Genomic DNA, 19,964 nt, shown 5'->3' with positions numbered 1-19,964 from the left:
CGAATCCGCACTATCGAATCCTTGGGGCAAAACATTGACAAAACCAACCAGTCTCAGCGCTGCACCCGCTCCACCAAAGGCTCGGGCAGATAATCCGCATTGGCCGAGGCCCATGCCCGAGCCGAGGCCTCATCACGTCGCATCCAGTCCCGCATCAGCCGGAAATAATTGCGATTCCGCGATCTCTCGTCGGAAAGATATCCCACAAACTCAAGCGAAGCTTGGGGGTTGTCGCGAAAAGCTTCCTGAATGTAGACCTGCCGCGCCCCGTCAAGATCCGGATTGTCACCCAGCCCGACCAACCATTCGGCAGCTCCAATCGTATCCATCCTGGCAAACTGCCGAGCCACTCCTTCCGCCGCCTCACTCTGGGTGTCCGCTGGCAATGATTCGACCCACTGTCGGGCACCGTCCAAATCCTGCCGCGCCCACCGGTCGGACACATCCTCCGAAACATCCCGTCGGGTGTCGCGATCCGCAATCGCCGTATTCCACGCCGCTGCCCTCTCCGGATCCATCTCCGCCATTTCCCCTGCCATCCGACGGGCCGCTTCATTGCGCAACCCATCATCCCCGATTCCCCCGATCCAGCTCTCCGTGTAATCGTATCCAAATTGGGTGATGTTGCGCTGGATATCCCGCAGTGCCCGCGACCGGGTTCGCCCGTCTTCCAATCCCACCAAAAAATCCCGTGCCAACTCCGGACTGGTCGCCGCGACACCACGCAAAGCTCCCAAAATCCAATTATTTACCTGACCTTCGTCATCGGCTCCCGCTGCCCAGGCAAAAGCCCCTTCAGGATCGATCGCCGCCCAACTCGAAAGCACCGTCTCGCGCTCCCAGTCATTGCCTTCGTGGTCCTGGATGTAAGCGATGGCCGATGCTGGATCGCGCTCACCCCAGGCCTGCAAAATCAATGAACGCTCGGATCCATGAAGATCCGCCTGCGGGGAATTCGCCAACTCCGCATACACCTCTGCAAACTGATCCGTCGGCAATCGATCCAAGTACGCCAGCAATCGTTGGATGCGCTCCAATCGACTGGGGGAATCGAGAATCGACTGCAGACCCTGCCCCGCAAGGGAGCCCTGACCTTCACCATCCCGCGCACTCACCTTCCCGACCCCGGGTCCGCCCTCGGACCCCGCCACCCCACCATTCGCGCCCCATCGCGAAGGAACTTCTCCACCCGCACCCGCAGCATCGTCGGCGGCGCCACCTTTCCCTGCTCGGCCAAGGATGATCCCTGCTCCCAAGGCCAACAGCATGCCGCCTCCCTGCAACACCGCGTTTTTGGATCCACTCATGAAACTCGGTAACGCGGGAAACCTTTCCCATTTTTCAGGGAATGAGGCGTTTTTCCGGGAGCCCTCCTGACCAGGGAATCCGATTCCCTCCTTGTCATTCCTCGCAGATTCCCCCAACCCCCCGTCGACCTGAATCGCCTCACCGCTCCTATGTTCGACCTCTTCCAGCGCAAGCAAGGCACCTACAAAGACGATTTTCTCTCTGGCCTCACCGTCGCCCTCGCCCTCGTTCCAGAGGCCATCGCCTTCGCCTTTGCCGCCGGGGTGGATCCATTGGTCGGCCTCTGGGCTGCCGTTTTCATGGGCTTCATCACCGCCGCCTTCGGGGGCCGACCCGGGATGATCTCCGGAGCCACGGGCGCGATCGCCGTCGTCGTCGGCAAAGCCGTCCAACACGGCGACGCCCTCGGCGAAGGCCTCGGTCTGCAGTACCTCTTCGCCGTCATCATGATCGCCGGGGGAGTCCAAATCCTATTCGGCCTGCTCAAACTCGGACGCTTCATCCGCCTCGTCCCTCATCCGGTCATGATCGGTTTCGTCAACGGATTGGCCATCGTCATCCTGATGGCTCAGTTTCCATCCTTTCGAAATCCTGCCAGCGGAGAGTGGCTGAGCGGACAAGCTCTGGCGATCATGGTCGGACTCGTCCTTCTGACGATGTCGATCATTCAATTCTTCCCCAAGCTTACCAAAGCCGTGCCTTCCTCGCTGGTCGCCATCGTCAGCGTCGGGCTCCTCGCCTTCCTCGTATTCAAGGATAGCCCCACCGTCTCCGATGTCTTGGCACAGGCCAAAGGAAATCCCGAGGGCAAGCTCGCAGGTAGCTTTCCTCTCCCTCACCTGCCCACCGGCATCGATTGGGCAGCCGAGTGGCCTTTCCTCCTCAAGACGGCCTTTATCGTCGCCATGGTCGGCATCATCGAATCCTTGATGACTCTCCAGCTCATCGATGAAATCACCGAAACCCGCGGACAAGGCAACCGCGAATGCGTCGCTCAAGGATCCGCCAATTTCCTCTCGGGCCTGTTCGGGGGCATGGGAGGCTGCGCCATGATCGGCCAATCCCTGATCAACATCAAATCGGGCGGGCGGGGTCGCACCTCCGGCATCACCGCTGCTGTCGCTCTCGCCCTATTTATCATGATCGGCGGACCGGTCATCGAAAAGATCCCGATCGCAGCCCTCGTCGGGGTCATGTTCATGGTCGTCATCGGAACCTTCGAGTGGTCATCGCTCCGCACCTTTGGCCGGGTCCCCCATAGCGACGTCCTGGTGATTCTCACCGTCACCCTCGTCACCGTATTCCTCCACGATCTTGCCACCGCCGTCTTCATCGGCATCATCGTTTCCGCCCTCGTTTTCGCTTGGCAGAGCTCAAAGCACGTTCACGTCGAGCTCGTCCACGATACCGGCCACGAAAGAATCTACTCGATTGAAGGCCTCCTCTACTTCGGGTCGGTCCGGGATTTCGCCGAACACTTCCAGGCACGCTCCGACGTCCCAGAGATCGTTCTCGATTTCGCCAAAGCGCGGGTCTGCGACCTCTCTGGCTTGGAATCCCTCCATTCCCTCGCCGAACGCTACCGCAAAGCAGGAAAGACTCTGCGCCTCCGCCACCTCTCGCCGGACTGCCGCCAAATGCTGGAACGCGCAGGCTCCATCGTGCAGGTCGAAGTACTCCCCGATGATCCTGCCTACTCAGTGGCTCGGCTGAAATCGCGGGCCTAACAGACCCGCTTCGTTGCCCTCACGAGCTGAAATCCGGTCCCCCCAATTGCGGGCCCGTGATGAGGGAGGACCGCACATTTCCATTGCGAAAGGGCGAGGAGATCAGGTTGATAAAGGACGATTTTCGAAAGCCCTTTTGGGATTTTGAACTCGTTCTCACCCCAACCCCATCCCCATGAAAACTCGCCCAACTCTGCTCTGGATCTCTGGAGGCCTGCTCGTCGCGACCACTTGGATCGCCTCGACATCCCTCCAACCTCAGCCCACTGAATCCCCAGAGGTGTCCACCGCGCCCCCCGCTCGCCAAGCGATCAACCACACAGCGGCTCGAAATCTCCAGGCACTCACCAAAGTCACCTCAACAGGTCACCTTTGGGAAACGACGGCCACCCACCCCAGAGAAGCCCGCCGCAGCTCCATTCCGATTCGCAAGGACGCCTTCGAATCTCTTCGCAATGCCACTCAGGGAAATCGGATTTCCCTCTCTCTGGCACGCTCCATTCCTACCCTCCGTGGAGTGGTCACGCGCATGGCCGTGCAGGACGACGGCACCCGCATGATGCACCTCCAGTTGGAAGGCGATCCTGCTGGAGACCTCCTCATCCAGGAAAACCCGGAAGCTGATTTCTTCCTCGCGCAGCTCTACTACCCGGGCGAACCGATCGCCTACGAATTCCGCCCCTCGGGTTCCGACCTCATCGCGGAACGGCACGCTGTAAGCGATCTGATCTGCTCCTCCATCGAAGACCACGGAACCACCGTCGCCATGGGACTGCCTCAATTGGAGATCGCAGAAGCCAAGCCCGGATCCACGGGGGGAACCAGCGGCGGAGGCAAAGGAGGAGGAACCACGGACGGGAGCGGAGGCACCAGCGGAGGTTCCGGTATCACCATTTCTGTCGGAGACGCCACCGTCTCCGAAGGCCAAAGTGGAACCACCTACCTCATCTTTCCCCTCACCCTCAGCGCCAAAGACCGGAAGAACATCATTACCGTCCAATACGCGACGTCCGATGGCTCCGCCACCAGTCCCAGCGACTACGCATCCACCCAAGGCGTCGCCACTTTCGCCAAGAACACCGCCTCCACCAGCATCAGCGTCCCAGTGGTCGGCGACACCTTGCTGGAATCCGATGAGACCCTCACTCTGACTCTATCCCAACCGGCAGGCGCCAGCCTGGGAGACGCCACGGCCGTCGGCACCATTCTCAACGACGATATCGAGCCTTCCAAGATACCCTTGCTTCATAGTCTCCCCGGAGCCACTGCGGTGGCCTACCTCGACTTTGACGGCCAGACGGTCTCGGGAACTTACTGGGCCAACGGCGCCACCATCACCGCTCGGGGCATCAGCGAGACCTTCTCCACCGGAGCCATGACCGAAATCTGGACCCGTGTAGTCGAAGACTACGCTCCCTTTCAGATCAACGTCACCACCGACGAAAATGTCTACCTCGCCGCGCCCTCAAACCGCCGCATCCGATGCATTGTCACCCCCGACAACGAATGGTACGGCAGCGCTGGAGGAGTCGCCTACGTGAACTCCTTCACTTGGACCGGCGACACTCCTTGCTGGATCTTTTCCGACATGTTGGCCAATAGCAGCCGCTACATCGCAGAGGCAGCATCTCACGAAATCGGGCATACCTTGGGACTTCGCCACGATGGACGTACCAATCCTGTCGAAGGCTACTACCAGGGCCATGGCAACGGTGAAACCGGTTGGGCTCCGATCATGGGCGTCGGCTACTACCAATCCCTAACCCAGTGGTCGAAGGGCGAATACCTGAATGCCGACAACCCTGAAGATGACCTTGCCATCATCACCGGCCAAAATGGCTTCAGCTACCGTAGCGACGACCATGGCGACACCTTGACCAGCGCGACCTCCCTGCAGAGCCAGGGTGGAACCCTCACCGCCTCTGGTCTTCTCCAAACCACCGCGGATGTCGATGTCTTCAGCTTCACGGTCGGCGCCACAGGAACCGCCGAGTTCTTGATTGAAGGAGCCTTCCCCAGCACCAATCTCGATCTCCTCGCCGAGATCCGCGATGCTCAGGGCAACCTCGTCACCAGCGACAACCCCAGTGAGCTCACCTACGCTCATCCTATCGCAAACCTCGGTCCCGGAACCTACTACCTGCACGTGAGCGGTGTCGGCAAAGGAGATCCACTCGCCAACGGTTACAGCGATTATGGTTCGCTCGGATCCTACACCATCAACGGTCAGACACCCTGATCGTCTCCTATCGGCACCGGCCCCTGCGGAATTCCATCCGCCGGGGCCTTTTTTGTCCCTGATCTTTCTCTTCGCTCAGCCTCCCAATACCCCCTTCTCCCGACGCAATCGGTCGTCCAAATCGGGCACCTTGAACCGATCCGGCACCAAGCCAGGATAGCTGCTCGTCGCCGCTGCCACCCAGGCTTGCGCCTCGCGCTTCGCCACAATGCCCTTCGAAGCCGACCAGGTTTCAAGCACCTCCAGCAAAGAAATCCCCGGATCTTCTCGCCGCATGCTCTTGACCTCTCGAATCAGCGAATCGAGATCTCGATTCGAATACCAAGAAGTTGCCGCGACGACAGATTCCAGTTCCCCGGCCTCCACCTGGATTCCTCGCCGAGACAACATCGCGGCATAAAAATCCTGCCGCTCTTCTCCCTCAAGATCAAAGAGGGGAATCTGCTTGGGCGCCCGGCTCAACACGTCGGGATCCAAAAGGTCGGGCCGCGTCGTCATCAGGCACCACACCACCTTGGAAAGCAAATCCTTGTCTGACATCATCTTGATGATGTTCGCCATCAATCGCTTCTCCGTCTCGTGGGTATCACCCGAGTGGATGCTTCCGAAAGCAGCATGCGCCTCATCGACCAAAATCGCCACCTTCCCGTAAATCTCCACATAGCGCCGAACCGTCTCAAACAATCGATCCGTGCCGCCAAAATCCGACGAACGGATGCGCGACAACTCGATCACAATTCTTCCCGAGTCCGCGGCGTGCGCTTCCACATTGAAGGTCTTCCCCACTCCATTCGGTCCCGAAACCACAAACGCAGCAATCGCGGTTTCTGGATCCTCAGCATCACGAAAAATTCGCCGAATCGCTTCCCTCTGGCCCCCATAACCACAAAGGTCGCGATCGCCATGACGGGGTCGTTTGATCGTCACCACTCCGTCCAACTGCGCACGCAAAAGCTCATTCAGCAATTGGCTGACGGACTCCCTCGTCACCGATCGCCCCGAACTGGCGCTCTCCTCCAACAACGAAGCCACCGCAGGAAGCCCTAAACCCGCAGATTCCTCAATGAAGTCGTTCATCCCCCGCTCAAACGTCGGAGTCGAAAGTTCACCCTCCCCTCGGCTCGGAATCGTCCACTGCTCAATGAAATGGCGTCGCGTCGCCTCATCAGGAAAACCCACTTCCACCACCTGGCATAGAGGCAGCGCCGGAATCCGAGTATTCAATTCCGCGCGAGTATCCGCCACCAGGAACGTCACATGCCCCCCCGCCGCATACCCGGAATCTCCCATCCAACTCAGTAGCGTCGCCAGCCGGTTCCGATCCAACTCCGACAATCGCCCCAATTCCCCCGGTGGAAAAAATGCCCCTGCGAGCCGGATGATCGTTGCCAGCGGCTTCACGCGTACTCCGCGGTCCATCGCCTCTCTTACCGACTCCGAAAGCTCCCGTAGCAAAACCAATGCCGCTCCCGGCCTTTGGCGTGTTCGCTCAAGAAGCTGGGCCGGTGTCGGAGCAGGCGGAGGGGCCGGAGAGCCCTGGCGGCCACGCAGATGGCGGTTCACCATCTCCGAGCCAAAGTCGATCAACCCGCCCAATGGGTCTGCGGATGTCTGAACCTCCTCAGGAGACTTCCATCCGATCGCGTCGAACAACTCTCGACGCTGACCTCGGTCGTAGAACCCGACGCCCATCGCCAGATCGAGCCTCACCATCGTGAACCTTTCACCAAAACTCTGGCAAAGCCGCTCCTCCAGCGTGGAGTACCCGGCATCATCCCGGTTAGGAAAAGTCCCAAGAGTATCACCGGTGAGGACAAATACCCGCTTACCGCGGAACTTCACCCCATCGACCAGGGCTTCCATGAATGGGGGCGTCGGCCCCGGCGTCGTGTCATGCATGATCAATGAATCGGCTGACTGTCGGGATGATCGTGATCGAAGGCGTCGACCCTCTGACACCTTTCAGGATCGAGAACATCCTCGTGAATCTTCCTTCGAAGCTCCCGAAAAGCTGGAGAATCGACCACCTTCGGTGGACGGGGATGGGGCAGATCCAGTGCCGCCGAGATATCCCGGTCCGTGACGATCTTCGCTCCCACCTTAGGTTCGTTATCCCGACAAGTATAGTACTGGGAGATTCCGATGCAACGCGTGCCCAAAAACACCGCCTCGTCGAGATCATGGGTCACAAAAATCACCGTCAGACCGTGCGCCGCCGCTTGCTCCAGAATGAACAGCTGCATGTCCTCGCGAGTACTTGGATCCAGCGCACCGAAGGGCTCGTCCATCATCAGTACCTTGGGCTTCACGATCATGGCCTGAGCAATGGCCACCCGCTGTTGCATGCCACCGGAAAGTTCCTGCGGATACTTATCCCCATCCTTGTTCGTCAAACCGATGCGCCCGAGCAATCCACGGGCTTCGGCGCGTGCTTCACGCTGCACCCTCCGGTACCGCGGGCCAAGACCACGGACCGTCGATTCCAGAGGCCCGGTCTGTCGCAGCAAAGGACCCAAAGCGATATTGTCCGCGACCGTAAGATGAGGAAACAGCGAATACCGCTGATAAACGATGCCCGTCTTCGGAGTCACATGCCGCACTGGCTCCCCATCCACCCATACTTCTCCCGCCGTGGGAAACTGGGACCCGAGAATCAAGCGGAAGAGCGTCGATTTCCCGCAGCCACTCGGGCCGACAATCGTCGCGAACTCTCCCTCACGAATCCGAAGATTCAGATTTCTGAACACCGTGAAGCTCTCTCGCTCGATTCCTGGCCCATCCCGCCACCGGAACTTGGGGCGCGATCGGTAGGTCACTTCCGCGTCGCGGATTTCCACCACCACTTTGCGTTCGATCGGATCACTCATTGCCCCGCCAGCCATTTGTATCGTTGCTTGATCCACTGGCTGATCGCCGCATCGAGGAGAAACATCAGAAGAGTGAGCCAGATCACATAGACAATCGTCGAATTCATCGCTGTCGTCCGATAGAATTTGATGAAAATCCGATAGCCGATTCCCGCCTCGGCAGAGATCGATTCCCCGGCAATCATCAACACCGCCATCACTCCCAAATTGAGCCGGATCGTATTGAGCACTTCCGGCCAGATCTGCGGAAATACCACCCTCCAGGGAAGCTCCAGCTCACAGGCACCGAGACTCTGCGCCTTGAAGAATTGCTCCCGGGGCAAAGCTTTAGCTCTCAGATAGGTGTCCAAACAAACCACAGGAAACACACCTAGAACGATCAACGCCACTTTGGCGACCTCTCCCGTGCCAAGGGTCAGAAACAAGATCGAGAGCAGGGCCAGCGCCGGGATCATACTCAGGATTACCATCACCGTCCGACCCAGATTCTCCGCCCAGGGATAGCTCCCCATCATCACCCCTATCGGCACGGCCAGGAGAATCACCATCGCGGCCCAACCCATCCGCTTGAAGCTGGCAACCGTATCCTTATAGATGAGAAACTGCCGCTCCAAGCGCAGCTCTTTGCGCCGCTCACTTTCTCGATCCGGAGCAGGAATCGGCAATGCGACCTTCTTGGCGGCATCCACCAACTTATCCACGGTTGGCATCAGGCGGGCGCGATCGGTGGCCTCCAGCTCGCTTGATTTCCGGACATAGGTGAACCCCAGCAGCAGCACGGGCAGCAGCATCAAGGCAAGCCGCCCGTACCAGGGAATGCGGGCATCAGTGCGAAGAAAATTCAAGCGAGTGATCGGGCTGGAGAGAACTCAAATGGGACGCTCACTCCGCAGCCACCGGCTGAAATCGGAGTTTCACATTTCCTGAATCACCAAGGACCTTCCCGTCGGCGAATTGGATGCCCAAGTATCCTGCCTCTTCGGCATCTTCACCGAGCAGTCCCTGATCAAAACAGAAGTCCCGCACCAAGGTCGTCGCTTGCTGATGAGCCTTCGATTTCAGTTCAGCCGTCATCGATTCTGGAGTGGTGTAGAAGTGGGTGGTCTTCAACTGCGCCTTGGCCTCCGCCACCGTGACATTCGCGGCTTGCGCGATCGTGGCAATAAGATCCTCCGCGTCCTGGCCGCCGCCGCTCAGAGTTGCCATGGCCTCAAACCACGCCCCTGATATCGCCGTGGCCAGCTTCGGATCGGCCTTCAGCAAATCACTCCGCATCACGAATCCATCCAGGATCTCCCCCGGAATCTTCGAGGAATCGAAGACCGAAACCACCCCGGGTTGCTGCAGCAAGCCTAGGGCATGAGGATTCCAGGTCGCCGTCGATTTCTTCGCAGCATCATCGGTGGTAAATCCACTCACGATCCCTTTCTCTGCCCGGTGGGCAAACTTGTAGTCCGATTCCTTTTGCCCTCCGAGCACGATACCACGGTAAACCAAGTAGTGACTGACCGTGAACTCTTCCCCGTAAACCGTCGTTCCCTTGAGGTCCGCCACCGAGCGTGCCCCTTTCGCGAGCCACATGTCGTTGCCGTTCGAGTAATCACCCACCACGAAGAATGAAGTATCGATGCCCGCCTGGCTGATCAAAGTCAGGGCATCCATCGTTGTGACGGGCACCACGTCGATGCTCTTCGCTTTGAATGCGTCAATCGACGCAACATAGCCGAACTCCTCCACATGAATGGAGATGCCGTTCTTCTTCGCATGCTTTTCGAGCAGTCCAGTATCAGCGAGGTATTTCACCGGACACCAGCCAATGTAGTTGCTCCAACCGAAGGTGTATTCTCCATCGGCCTGAGCCGAAGCAACCGCAGGGGTCAACAGGCCCGCCGCCAAAGCGAGGGATGCAAAAGTGGATTTCATGAGTTACTGGATTTGAGAGTGGGTTGAGTGCCGCGACTCAGGCCTTGAGTTCGCCTTCGGAATCGGGCTGGTCCGCAGCCGCTTTGTCGGAAACGGATTCCGGAGTGTCCGCAGCGAGCATTTCGTCGAGCAAATCAAGACCTGCCTGATCAGCCAGGGTCTTCTCCAACTCGACTTCAATCGAATCGGCAGATGCCCCTTCAAGCTCGGACTTGATACGGGCTTGCTGCTTCATTTGGGAAATCCGCGAGGTCACCGTGTTGATCGCCGAGCGGTCCGAGGAGGCCTCAAGACCACTGAGTCGATCCATGAGTTCAGAGGTCGTCTTGGCATCGACAAAGTCGGCAATCGCTTGAGCTTTTTGATCGTCGAGCCCTTTGATCTCCCGCTGCCGCTTCGCGAGTTGAGTTTTCAGCTGATCGAGCCGCGCCTGGCGCTCGGCTAGCTCCGGCTCCAATCGTGCCTGAAGTTCATCTTCCGTTCGAATCTTGCCCTGGTAGTCGATGAAAGCTTGCTGCCACTTCATCACCTCTGGGTGGGTCTGCGCTTCCTCGCGGGAAAGCCCTGCAGACTTGAGCACCTTAGCGAGCTGAATTTTGGCAGCATCGCGCATCTTGATGGCAGCTTCCTCACGCTCGAGGCTTTCTTCCAAGCGCTCGCGAGAAGATTCGACATTGGCAGCCAAGGTCGCCACCGCCTTGATGAACTCGGCGTGGTCTTTGATCTCCTTGTCCTTTTGAATGTCGAAGGCCATCCCCACTCCCTCAGCAGAGGAGGTGAAGGTCTCTTCGGCAGCCTTGTTGACCTTGCCGCCGGCCCACAGCCATTTGAAGGTGAAAAACCGGGCGATTGCTTTGAACAGGTCCATATCGTTGGTGGGTTAGGTACTTTCGTGGGAGAGAGATGAGGTTTCGTGGAGGAACTCACGCAGTTCCGCCTCGGCCACCTCGGCGGCGGAGATCACTCGCGACAAGCGATGGGCGGGATTGTCGATTTCCCCATCGCGGGTAAGATCGGAACGGCCGGCATCCGACAAATACGCATTCTTGATCGCCGCCTCGAGCTCGTTGGAACGCGCAATCAGCTCGTCCCTGACGCCGGACAATTTTCCATACCGCTCGATCTGCTGAGCATGGGCAAACAACTTGCTTTCCAGCACCGAACGATGGGCGGATGGCGAGTGAAGTGCTGCCTCCCACTCGGTCACCTCCGCTCGCAACTGAGCCATGTCGATGCCACGGAGCGCCATGTGAATTTCGGCAGCCCTTCGCAAGTGCGCCACACCTGCCGCCCGCGCGGACTCGACCAATTCCAAACGTTGGCCCACGGCATCGCCCAGCGTGGCTCCAGCTCGCGTTTCGAGAAATCCGGTGTACAGCGCGATGGCCTCGCCCAGTTCCCGCGCCTCCTTGGCCGCCTCGCCCAGCCCGATGCTCGCGCACATGTTTTCGACGTCGCTCAATGCCGCTTGCCGCTCGTTCTTCATCCGCTCCATCAGGCCTTTCACGTGCCGCCTGGCCAACGTTTCGCCGCGGATCCACAAATTGAAAACGAAAGCAGCCACTCCCACGACTCCCAGCACCACCGCAGCAAAAACCCCGAAGAAGCCCCAACTGAAAGCTCCCGTCAGCAGCAACATTCCCGCCGCCAAGGCCAAAGGCAGAATGGTAAAAGGGGATTGAATGCATTGATTACGGACGGCTTGAAAGATGGCTTCTTCGTCAGTGAGGTCCTGCAAACTCAGGCGGGGCGGTCGACCATTTTCGGGGCTCATGCGTTGGGCAAAATCCGATCCAAGGTTAAAGTCCTCCTCGCTCCAGAAGAATGGCCTCCACCCGGGGCACACGACCTCGGTAAGCACGCGAACGAGGATTCTCCCCCGGTCGCACCTCAGGCGGCTCGGAGGAACCCACCCCCTCAACTTGCAGGCGATCCTCGTCAAAGCCGTGGACCAGCACCAATCGCTTGCGAACAACCTCCGCACGCAGCTTCGAAAGCTCACGATTCGCCTCGGTGTCTTCGCCACCAGTATGACCCCGGATCTTTACCCGGTAGTTGGGGTAGTTGACAGAAAGCAACTTGGCGATCTTGTCGATTTCCTCTGCCGCTCCGACTTCCAGCTCGGTGCCATTGCGAAACCGAACCGGTCTCACCTGCAACTTGGCCACCTCCCGGAGCTGAGCCCATTGCGCTTCGGTCATCGCCTCGAAGTCCGTTGCTCCATGATCACTTTGGCCGAGCGATCGTGGAGCCGAGTTTTTCAGCGCCTGCAAAACCGAGGTGTTGATGAGACGATAGGGATCCCGCAGGTCTCCAGTTCCTAGCTTTCCCGTATCCGCAAGCACATCGGCACACGACAGGAGAGTGTCGATGACACCTTCTTGCGCGGGCACCGCATCGTCGACCCCTTCGATTCCAAACTGCTGAAGGCAATTGTCACTGAGGTCGATCCAGTCGATCTTTCGCTGATTCACGATCTCCTCGACTGCCTCGCGGCTGACTCCCCCCCAACGAGCCATCTCGGCGATGCATTCCGACGCATTCCGACGGTAATGATCCAAGGCCCGGAAGTAGGCCTTGAAATAGTCCAACACCTCCCCTTCTCGCTCTGCCAAGGTGCGTTTGTTCACCACAAAATAGTCAACGATGTAGCCAGCAAATTTGTCCGATCCCCACACATACGTCAGATTCGGATTCTCCTTCAGCGCCCGGGAAATGTCGGGCTCCCAGAGCACGAAAACATCTCCGCGGCCATTCATCGCCCGCCGATAAACTTCTTCCGACGAATTTACAGGCACTCGCCAGCCTCCCGCCGACTCATCCGCCCCACGCAGTTGGTAAAAATCGAGGTCTTTGACCGTGATTTCGACGAGGAACTCACTCGGACTTCCTCCGGTATACACCCATTTCAAAGAAGCGTCGTTGAGGTCCGAGACGTTCCCCGATGTCAACACGTCGCGACGGGCCAGAACCCCATCCCCACCATTGGAACGGGCAATCGCCACCGCAATGACTCCCGGAAACCCCGTGCGCTGTCCTTGCACGAGATACTCCGCAGCTGGAATCGCGATGATGTCATACTCTCCCGAAGCGAGCTTCTCAACCCGATCAGAAATCGTGCCTCCATCGTCCACCCATTCGACTCCCACTCCTTGGCGAACCGCGAGCTTTCGGGTCTCCAAAGACGACGCAAAGAAATACCCAAGATAGCCATCACCAGCAATCCGCAGGGTCGAATCCACCTTGGCCTCCGAAATCTCACGCTCAAAAGCTTCGGCTTTGCGACGAGCTTCCTCCTGCTGATGTTCATGGAACATCGGCTTGAGCGCGAACCATGCTCCGGCAATCACGGCGCAAACCGCAAACAGCAGGATGGCAAGCTTGGTGGCCGCATTCATATCGCTTCGTCAGTCGGAGGATGGCTAAAAATCCGCATCGTCGTCCAGCTCGGCCAGCGTTTCCTGCATAGCGTTGAGCAGCTGCTGTTCATCATTGGCCGTCAGATAGGCCTCGGAGAAACGCCGCAATGCATGTTCCTCTCGGACTCGAAAGCCCACCGTGTAAATCGGCACATGGTAATCCCGGGCGTAGCGGATGCTCTTGTCGAAAGTTCGTGGATCGGTGGCCTCCCCGTCCGTCACCACAATCAGGCGAATGTCTCCATAGCGCAGCTGCTGTTGGAAGCGAGCCATCAGCGACTCGGTCCCCGCACGCAATGCAGCGCCGAGAGGAGTGCCTCCGCCGGCGGAGATCCCCGCAATTTGCTGGCGGAGCTGCGCACGCTGCTTTTCTCCACGGCCCAGCGGCACCAACTCCGAACCTCCCTGGTGGTTCTGATCAAAAACATACAGTCCCAAATTCAAATCGGTCGGTGCCGCCTGAACAAAAGCTGTCACAGCACGCCTCGCTTCCTCAATCGGCTCCCCTGCCATGCTACCGCTCCCATCGAAGACAATGTAAGCATTCGAACTTGGATCCATATGCGATCCCGGCGGCGTAGTGCTGGGAATCGGTTCAGGATCCCCCTTTCCCGAGACCTCGGAAGACACCAACGGGCTGGCAAAATCTTGCTCCCGCGATGGGGGTGGATTCGCTCCACTGCGCGGACGGTCGCAACTGGTCACCCCCAAGGAGACCGCCACAAGGGTCATGAAACAAATGGTTTTGCACATGATCGTTGAAAAAATGTTAGGTAGTTAGAAATCGATCTTCACATCATCCCCGACCTCCAGCACCTCCAGCCGTTCGAGGATGATGACACCACGGCGGTTCTCAGCGCGCTTTTGAGGCGTGTCCGCATTTTCATAAATCGGAGCAGTCGACCCACGCCCCACCGCTACAATGCGGTTCTCGTCGAGCTTCAGTCCCTTGCCATCACAAAAACGGATGAAGGCATTCCGTAGAGCTTCCGCCCGCTCTGCCGATTTGGTCTTCAAGGATCGCTCCAACAAGGTCGCCGTCTGCTGGGTCGGCGAAGCTCCAAGCCGGAGCACCTTCTGGATTTTGCCCAACAACTCCCGATCATTGCTCACCAGAGCTTCACGGAGTCGCATCAGCAAATATCCGTCGGCGTGCGCTTCAATGATCATCGTCGTCCCCGCGTATGCATCGACCATCTCCATGGCGTGACCGAAGTAACTTTGCAGTCCGGCATCGTTGAGATCGAAGTCGTCCTGATTCGCCTCAAAGGGCACCGTAAAGTCAAACAAGGCCGTGTCGCGCTCGCTCAACTCCGGGTTCTCCAACAGAAACTCCTCCACTTTTTGCTGTGCCTGTTCCGATGACTTGAACACCGACTTGGCCACCTTCACCTCGCCGGCATATCGCAAGCCCGCACCAAGCTTCACCCAGTCCCATCCGGCCGTCGGCATGTCGAACCGACCGATTCCACGGCCTGCCTTTTCAAAGGCCACCTCAATTTCCTCCGTCAGCGTTTCCAGACTGCGGGTCGTCCCCTGACCGGTGAAAAATGCCACGTTCCCCGAATGGCCGACCAGCTCAGCTTCAGAAAGCATGCCCTCCGTATCACCGACGAGACCAGCATCCCCTAGCAACAACTCGGCGGACGACGCCATCAACTTGCGGAACTCCGCCGCCTGTTCATCTTTTTTCGCCACCCGATCACGCAATGCTTCCTCCGCTTTCAACAAGCTGGAAACGAAGGATTCCACCTCCTTGCGGTGGGCGTCCAAATAGTCCTTACGCACCGCATACACATCCGGAATGATCCGGCTCGCCTGCTTGGAAGTGAACAAGACCCTCGCGCCTTTCACCGCATAGTCACCCTCGGTCAACGCAGCCGCATCGGGAGAGATCACCCACACCGCATCCACATCCTCACGAGCTTCGAACAGCTCCGGCGGTGACGCGATCTTGTCACCCTTTCCATCGACCGGAGCCGCCAGCTCGGGCAAGTAGAAGAATTTGACCTCAGCCGGATTCACTCCGGCGTCCTGCAACACTTTGATGGCCGGATGTTCATGGGGACCATACAGTTGCACCGCCACCGACTTGATATCACGGATCGATTTCACGCGGTCACGGACCACCAAACAATCCCCACCGTTGCTCCAAGAGAGTTGATAAATCACCGCCAGATCCGTCCCCGCACTTTGAAACGCCTTCCGCGCCTGTAAAATCATCGGCAGAGTACCACGAAGATAGGGGCTCTCCCCGGAAAGACAGGCTTCCACCTGCTTCGGAAAATTATCCTCCCGCTCAAGCTTCGCCCCGGGCAACCAACCTTCCATCGCCGCCAGTTGAGTCGCCACATCCGCCCCCCAGGCAATCACAGGGATCTGATGCGCATCACCCACCGGCTTCAAACGAGCGGGAACCGCCTCCGCCAAAGGCTTGTAAGTCAGGATTTCGGCCTGCTGAGCGGACAAGGTGGCGACACCACCGAGCAGGGCCAAGAGGGCCACAGGAAGGTTCGGGATATTCATGGCTTTCGTTTGTCTCAAACTTTTCACCCCACCCAATCGGGATCCGCATCGAAAACAAACCAAAATCGGGCGGGCTGGCGGGATGACACGGTGGCGAATCTGGGAAAAATCTCCGCCAACTGCCATTACAGCATTCGACGGCGATTGGAGCGCCCATAGCGATGCATTTCCTTCACTCCAGTGAGGCTCCGTGGTAGGTCAAACTCATCGTTCCACCTGCCCGAAATCTCATGACTGATTCCTGCGACGACTCCTCGAACCCCGCCGAACGCCCCGGCATTCCGGAGAAGAAGAAATTCAGTGAGTTCCTGAAAACTTGGATCACCTATCTGGACGACGACCAGAAAACCCTGCGGGAGGCCTACGAGAGCCTCATGGAAATCGGCAATTCGCAGGACCAAGTCCCTCTCATCGTCCAACTCACTGAAAACCCGAAATTTCACTTCGGCGGATTCGGGTTTTTCAAAGGCCGCGTCACGCTTGAGCAGCACGACTACATCCACATCCTCCTCGGCCGTGGCCTCACCCTCATGGATGAAGCCTTTGTCTTAGGCTTCACCATGGGCACCACGGATCGAGTTTCCACTCAGGAAAGCTCCCTCTTCAACCTCATCAATCAATTCCTCTACCCAAAGCCCTATCGCTTCACCGAAGATGGCGCGAGGGTCTTCAAGGATGCCATCGCACTCGCATACGTCTCCGATTGTCTGCCGCTCGAAGAGGTGGATTTCCAACCTCTCCTCGACCTCCCTCTGCGTGAAGTGCGCCAGGCCGTGAACCTTGAGATCGATCTCTTGAAAGCCTACTACCGCATCGAGGCAAGACGCTATCCTCATTGCGCTGCTAGCCAACGATTGATCTCCTAACGAGCCGCCCTGAAAACGCTACAAACCCACCCATGCTCGTCCCCATAGCAAAACGAAAGGCAGCGTGATGAGGCTCGCCAGAGTCGTCGCCACCACCACCTCCACGGCCACCGCCGGGCGCCCCCCATAAAGCTTCGCCAAAAGAATCGGCGTCATCGCCGCCGGCATCGCCGCCTGAACCACCATCACTTGCTTCAACGTCACCGGCAGCGGCAGCCACTTCGCTGCAGCCAACATCACCACGGGCACCAGCGCCAACCTCACCACCGATCCTCCCAACGAAGCTTTCCACGTGGGCCGCTCCTTGCCGATCAAATCCATCATCACCGCACCCGTCACAAAGATCGCCAACGGAAAGGCCCCAGCACCCAGCCACTTCATCGCTTCTCTCGGTGGCCCGGTCACCTCACGATCCCAGCCCAGTCCCACCAACGTCAATCCAACCACCACCGAAACCGTCGGACCATTGACGATACGCCGCCAAGGCACCCGCTTATCTCCAGACATCAGCATCACCCCCACCGACCACACCGCCAGCTCCACTCCAAGGTTGTGCACGAACAGCATGGCAATGGCACCCGTTCCCGCCCACATGCGTTCGACCACTGGGATCGCCGTGTACCCAAAATTCTGCACCCCGGCCCCCACCGCGAAGGTCCGCTTCCCATGGCCTTTTTGGTAGCGCAAAGCACTGGCTGCCAGCCAGGCAATCCCGAACCCCACGACCGTCATCCCGAAGCCCATCCCCAGACCCCAGGCCACCGAGCCGAAGTCCCGCACACTGTCCGATCCCAGCACCTTATCCAGGATGAAGCAGGGATACATCACGTGGAAAACCAGATGCAGGATCGCATCGTCATTCCCCCGCTTGACCAAGCCCACCCACCGAGCCAGTGCCCCCCCAATGATGAGTAGATAGACCGGGAAAACCTGCGTGAGTACCTCCAATGCGGACACATCGCCAGCCTTAGCCCGCTGCCTGCAATTGTCGAGAGTGCGACCACCGACCCAGCGATCTCCTCATTCAAAAATCCCTAGCACGCGACAGCGGTAGTCCATGTACGTGCGGTAATCGCCGCTGAACCACACCACGTGCCGCTTGCCCGGATGCCCTTTGGCGACGAACGGGCGCAGGTGATCCTCCGACGAGTTCTCCGTCAATGCCTCCCAGGAAAAGGTTGCTCCATCATCGCTAGTCGTTCCCCGATAGATTTCGTAGCGATCGTGGGCGGACAGCGGCACCTCTTGCTGATTCAGATCAAAGGGCTTTTGTGCATTCGACGACAAATACACCACGCGAGGATCTTCCGGATCGAGACAGATGCCGCCGGCATAGTCGTCCTCATTCCGATATTTCCCACGCCCTGCCTCCGCAATGAAGTGGACCTGCCATCCCGAGCCGTCCCAACGGGCCCAATAGTAGCGGATCCGACTGTCCGGCCACCCTGAAATCGTTCGATCAAAATCATTCGTCGCGTGGGGATGCAGCTGGAACACACACACCGGATGCCCCTCTGCATCGTATTCCAAGTCCCAAACCCATGCGCGACCATTGGCCACACCCTCGTCCCGTGATTCCGGTTCCTCTCCTTCGAAATAGGAATAGATCACCGTCCCTCGTTCACCCCCGTCATGGTCCAGAGGTAACTCTTCCTCTTTCTTGATCACGGTCCCATCCGTGCGATGAAATGCACCCTTCTCATAGTAGATGTGGTAAAGAGAATTCTTCACGTTCCGCGGATGCCCATCCGTGTAGGCGAGGTCAATCCGACCCAAGCCATTGGAACTGTAGTGAAAGTAAGGCCTCACAGATCCACCGCCAGTCTTCACCAAGGGTTTCACCGTTGCCCAGCTTCGCCCTCCATCCTCGCTGGTTGTATAAGCCGGATTGAAATTCAGGCTGCGCTGAAAATCCCACACCCGACCTTCATCCTTGAGAAAGAACGTATTCGAATAGGTTACCTTGTCCGCAACCGGCTCGCGCATTTCCTCCCCCCAGTCCTCAAGCGATACCGGCGAACTCACCTTGGAGCGCCGATGAAAATAGAACGGGTCGGCAATATGTCGGGCATACATCGCCAACAAATGCCCGTCCGGCATGACCGTCAGCGATGGATTGTTGTGATCGTCACGCTGCCGGGCCGCCTCACTTCCCAACACCACATGAGAAGCACTCCCCGACTTCGGGTCAAAGCGAGTCACCCCCACATCACCATCACCCTTCACGTATCCCAAATACAGCAGACCCTCGTGAAACACGCCCCGTTCATCGTTGAAAAACGTCCATGCCCCATCCGGCGCGATTTCCACCGGCTGCGCCATCGACCAGGGCGCCACCAACCATCCGAGAATCCAACGAGTCATGCACGCAGCATGCCGCGCCTCACCTCAACCGTCCACGACTCATTCCCCTCCGATCGGGGAGGTTCAAAAGCTCCCAATCTTACGGAAATAGATCCAGATCGTCGCAATCACCCCTGCCAAGCCACTGATCACAAACCTACTCCAAAACGTCCATGAAGTATCATTCATGACCTGCTCAATCGATAGATGTCGTTGCCCCATCAGCATCCCCAGCACGCCCGTGACGAAAAAGACCAACGCAAGAGCCACCACCACCATCACCCCGTGAATCCAGCGGTCGGTCCATCGCTCCTTTCGCTCATCCCCGTTCCAACACTCAAAGGAATCCCAATCGGGTTTGTCTTTATCTGGATCTCGATCCAACATCGCAACTATCCTCCAAAATGAATCTCTCCTTTGTCCATTCCAAAACGCGTTATCATTTCCACGCTAGCGAAGCCTAGTGACCCCATGAATCATCCCCTTGGAATTTGAAATGCCTATGTTCTTATTCGGGCCACCATGTTGCATCGTGATGGGTGACAGGGGGTGGGTGACGTGATTTTGAGAGCTTGGTAGAACTGGTCGCTCCACGCCCGCAACTCGAAGGAATGATCAGGGCGATCCCATCCCAACTCTTCCTCATTCCACTTAGTTCTACTTAGTTAAATTGGTGGGAATTCCGGTCCGTCCGTTCCATCGGCGCTCGATATCTGCCTTGCGTTTCCGGTGCCGATGATGGATGC

Annotated in this window: 16 protein-coding genes; 3 read left to right on the top strand and 13 right to left on the bottom strand. The window is 58.2% G+C overall.

Annotated elements, in window-relative coordinates:
• Window positions 1–53: 53 nt before the first annotated feature.
• A complete protein-coding gene (locus HNR46_RS16795) occupies window positions 54–1,307 on the bottom strand; it encodes a hypothetical protein (RefSeq protein ID WP_184020876.1) in 1,254 nt (417 codons plus the stop codon).
• Window positions 1,308–1,457: 150 nt separating this feature from the next.
• Here HNR46_RS16795 and HNR46_RS16790 point away from each other — a divergent pair, with 150 nt between their 5' ends.
• Complete coding sequence (locus HNR46_RS16790) at window positions 1,458–3,035, top strand: SulP family inorganic anion transporter (protein WP_184020875.1); 1,578 nt, start codon at window positions 1,458–1,460, stop codon at window positions 3,033–3,035.
• 175 nt (window positions 3,036–3,210) lie between these two features.
• Window positions 3,211–5,274, top strand: a complete 2,064-nt coding sequence (locus tag HNR46_RS16785) for a Calx-beta domain-containing protein (protein WP_184020873.1) — start codon at window positions 3,211–3,213, stop codon at window positions 5,272–5,274.
• 75 nt (window positions 5,275–5,349) lie between these two features.
• Here HNR46_RS16785 and HNR46_RS16780 read toward each other — a convergent pair whose 3' ends face one another.
• From HNR46_RS16780 to HNR46_RS16740, 9 genes are read right to left on the bottom strand one after another with little or no spacing between them, the layout of a single operon-like run.
• The gene (locus HNR46_RS16780) at window positions 5,350–7,173 is read right to left on the bottom strand and encodes an AAA family ATPase (RefSeq protein ID WP_184020871.1); all 1,824 of its coding nucleotides are present in this window, start codon (window positions 7,171–7,173) and stop codon (window positions 5,350–5,352) included.
• Window positions 7,174–7,175: 2 nt separating this feature from the next.
• Complete coding sequence (locus HNR46_RS16775; protein ID WP_184020869.1) at window positions 7,176–8,141, bottom strand: ABC transporter ATP-binding protein; 966 nt, start codon at window positions 8,139–8,141, stop codon at window positions 7,176–7,178.
• A complete protein-coding gene (locus tag HNR46_RS16770) occupies window positions 8,138–8,986 on the bottom strand; it encodes an ABC transporter permease (RefSeq protein WP_184020867.1) in 849 nt (282 codons plus the stop codon). Before HNR46_RS16770 ends, HNR46_RS16775 begins: the two co-directional genes overlap by 4 nt.
• Before the next feature lie 37 nt (window positions 8,987–9,023).
• Window positions 9,024–10,064, bottom strand: a complete 1,041-nt coding sequence (locus HNR46_RS16765; protein WP_184020865.1) for a type 2 periplasmic-binding domain-containing protein — start codon at window positions 10,062–10,064, stop codon at window positions 9,024–9,026.
• Between the two features lie 37 nt (window positions 10,065–10,101).
• Window positions 10,102–10,932 (bottom strand): coiled-coil domain-containing protein, encoded by an 831-nt coding sequence (locus HNR46_RS16760; protein WP_184020864.1) that lies wholly within the window; start codon window positions 10,930–10,932, stop codon window positions 10,102–10,104.
• 12 nt (window positions 10,933–10,944) lie between these two features.
• On the bottom strand, window positions 10,945–11,838 hold the full coding sequence (locus HNR46_RS16755) for a hypothetical protein (RefSeq protein ID WP_184020863.1): 894 nt from the start codon (window positions 11,836–11,838) through the stop codon (window positions 10,945–10,947).
• Window positions 11,839–11,863: 25 nt separating this feature from the next.
• On the bottom strand, window positions 11,864–13,462 hold the full coding sequence (locus tag HNR46_RS16750) for a phosphate ABC transporter substrate-binding/OmpA family protein (protein ID WP_184020862.1): 1,599 nt from the start codon (window positions 13,460–13,462) through the stop codon (window positions 11,864–11,866).
• A gap of 24 nt (window positions 13,463–13,486) precedes the next feature.
• On the bottom strand, window positions 13,487–14,236 hold the full coding sequence (locus tag HNR46_RS16745) for a vWA domain-containing protein (protein WP_184020861.1): 750 nt from the start codon (window positions 14,234–14,236) through the stop codon (window positions 13,487–13,489).
• A gap of 24 nt (window positions 14,237–14,260) precedes the next feature.
• The gene (locus HNR46_RS16740) at window positions 14,261–16,009 is read right to left on the bottom strand and encodes a hypothetical protein (protein WP_184020860.1); all 1,749 of its coding nucleotides are present in this window, start codon (window positions 16,007–16,009) and stop codon (window positions 14,261–14,263) included.
• Between the two features lie 230 nt (window positions 16,010–16,239).
• Between HNR46_RS16740 and HNR46_RS16735 the strand changes: the two genes are divergently transcribed.
• Window positions 16,240–16,875, top strand: a complete 636-nt coding sequence (locus tag HNR46_RS16735; RefSeq protein ID WP_221285235.1) for a hypothetical protein — start codon at window positions 16,240–16,242, stop codon at window positions 16,873–16,875.
• An 18-nt stretch (window positions 16,876–16,893) separates the two neighbouring features.
• Here HNR46_RS16735 and HNR46_RS16730 read toward each other — a convergent pair whose 3' ends face one another.
• From HNR46_RS16730 to HNR46_RS16720, 3 genes are all read right to left on the bottom strand, one after another.
• On the bottom strand, window positions 16,894–17,832 hold the full coding sequence (locus HNR46_RS16730) for an AEC family transporter (protein WP_184020859.1): 939 nt from the start codon (window positions 17,830–17,832) through the stop codon (window positions 16,894–16,896).
• Window positions 17,833–17,895: 63 nt separating this feature from the next.
• Window positions 17,896–19,239, bottom strand: a complete 1,344-nt coding sequence (locus HNR46_RS16725; RefSeq protein WP_184020857.1) for a BNR-4 repeat-containing protein — start codon at window positions 19,237–19,239, stop codon at window positions 17,896–17,898.
• A 63-nt stretch (window positions 19,240–19,302) separates the two neighbouring features.
• Window positions 19,303–19,605: a hypothetical protein gene (locus HNR46_RS16720; protein WP_184020855.1), complete on the bottom strand. Its 303-nt coding sequence runs from the start codon at window positions 19,603–19,605 to the stop codon at window positions 19,303–19,305.
• Window positions 19,606–19,964: the final 359 nt, after the last annotated feature.

Origin of the sequence: Haloferula luteola, from assembly GCF_014201715.1 — a bacterium.
GTDB lineage: Bacteria > Verrucomicrobiota > Verrucomicrobiia > Verrucomicrobiales > Akkermansiaceae > Haloferula > Haloferula luteola.
Note: the sequence above shows the minus strand (reverse complement) of the source record. Positions and strands in the feature narration are given on the sequence as shown.

What these genes read in the sequence shown, in the direction of transcription:
- HNR46_RS16795 (WP_184020876.1), bottom strand. Translation starts at nt 1,307, where the DNA reads ATGAGTGGATCCAAAAACGCGGTGTTGCAGGGAGGCGGCATGCTGTTG.
- HNR46_RS16790 (WP_184020875.1), top strand. Translation starts at nt 1,458, where the DNA reads ATGTTCGACCTCTTCCAGCGCAAGCAAGGCACCTACAAAGACGATTTT.
- HNR46_RS16785 (WP_184020873.1), top strand. Translation starts at nt 3,211, where the DNA reads ATGAAAACTCGCCCAACTCTGCTCTGGATCTCTGGAGGCCTGCTCGTC.
- HNR46_RS16780 (WP_184020871.1), bottom strand. Translation starts at nt 7,173, where the DNA reads ATGCATGACACGACGCCGGGGCCGACGCCCCCATTCATGGAAGCCCTG.
- HNR46_RS16775 (WP_184020869.1), bottom strand. Translation starts at nt 8,141, where the DNA reads ATGAGTGATCCGATCGAACGCAAAGTGGTGGTGGAAATCCGCGACGCG.
- HNR46_RS16765 (WP_184020865.1), bottom strand. Translation starts at nt 10,064, where the DNA reads ATGAAATCCACTTTTGCATCCCTCGCTTTGGCGGCGGGCCTGTTGACC.
- HNR46_RS16760 (WP_184020864.1), bottom strand. Translation starts at nt 10,932, where the DNA reads ATGGACCTGTTCAAAGCAATCGCCCGGTTTTTCACCTTCAAATGGCTG.
- HNR46_RS16755 (WP_184020863.1), bottom strand. Translation starts at nt 11,838, where the DNA reads ATGAGCCCCGAAAATGGTCGACCGCCCCGCCTGAGTTTGCAGGACCTC.
- HNR46_RS16750 (WP_184020862.1), bottom strand. Translation starts at nt 13,462, where the DNA reads ATGAATGCGGCCACCAAGCTTGCCATCCTGCTGTTTGCGGTTTGCGCC.
- HNR46_RS16745 (WP_184020861.1), bottom strand. Translation starts at nt 14,236, where the DNA reads ATGTGCAAAACCATTTGTTTCATGACCCTTGTGGCGGTCTCCTTGGGG.
- HNR46_RS16740 (WP_184020860.1), bottom strand. Translation starts at nt 16,009, where the DNA reads ATGAATATCCCGAACCTTCCTGTGGCCCTCTTGGCCCTGCTCGGTGGT.
- HNR46_RS16735 (WP_221285235.1), top strand. Translation starts at nt 16,240, where the DNA reads ATGACTGATTCCTGCGACGACTCCTCGAACCCCGCCGAACGCCCCGGC.
- HNR46_RS16725 (WP_184020857.1), bottom strand. Translation starts at nt 19,239, where the DNA reads ATGACTCGTTGGATTCTCGGATGGTTGGTGGCGCCCTGGTCGATGGCG.
- HNR46_RS16720 (WP_184020855.1), bottom strand. Translation starts at nt 19,605, where the DNA reads ATGTTGGATCGAGATCCAGATAAAGACAAACCCGATTGGGATTCCTTT.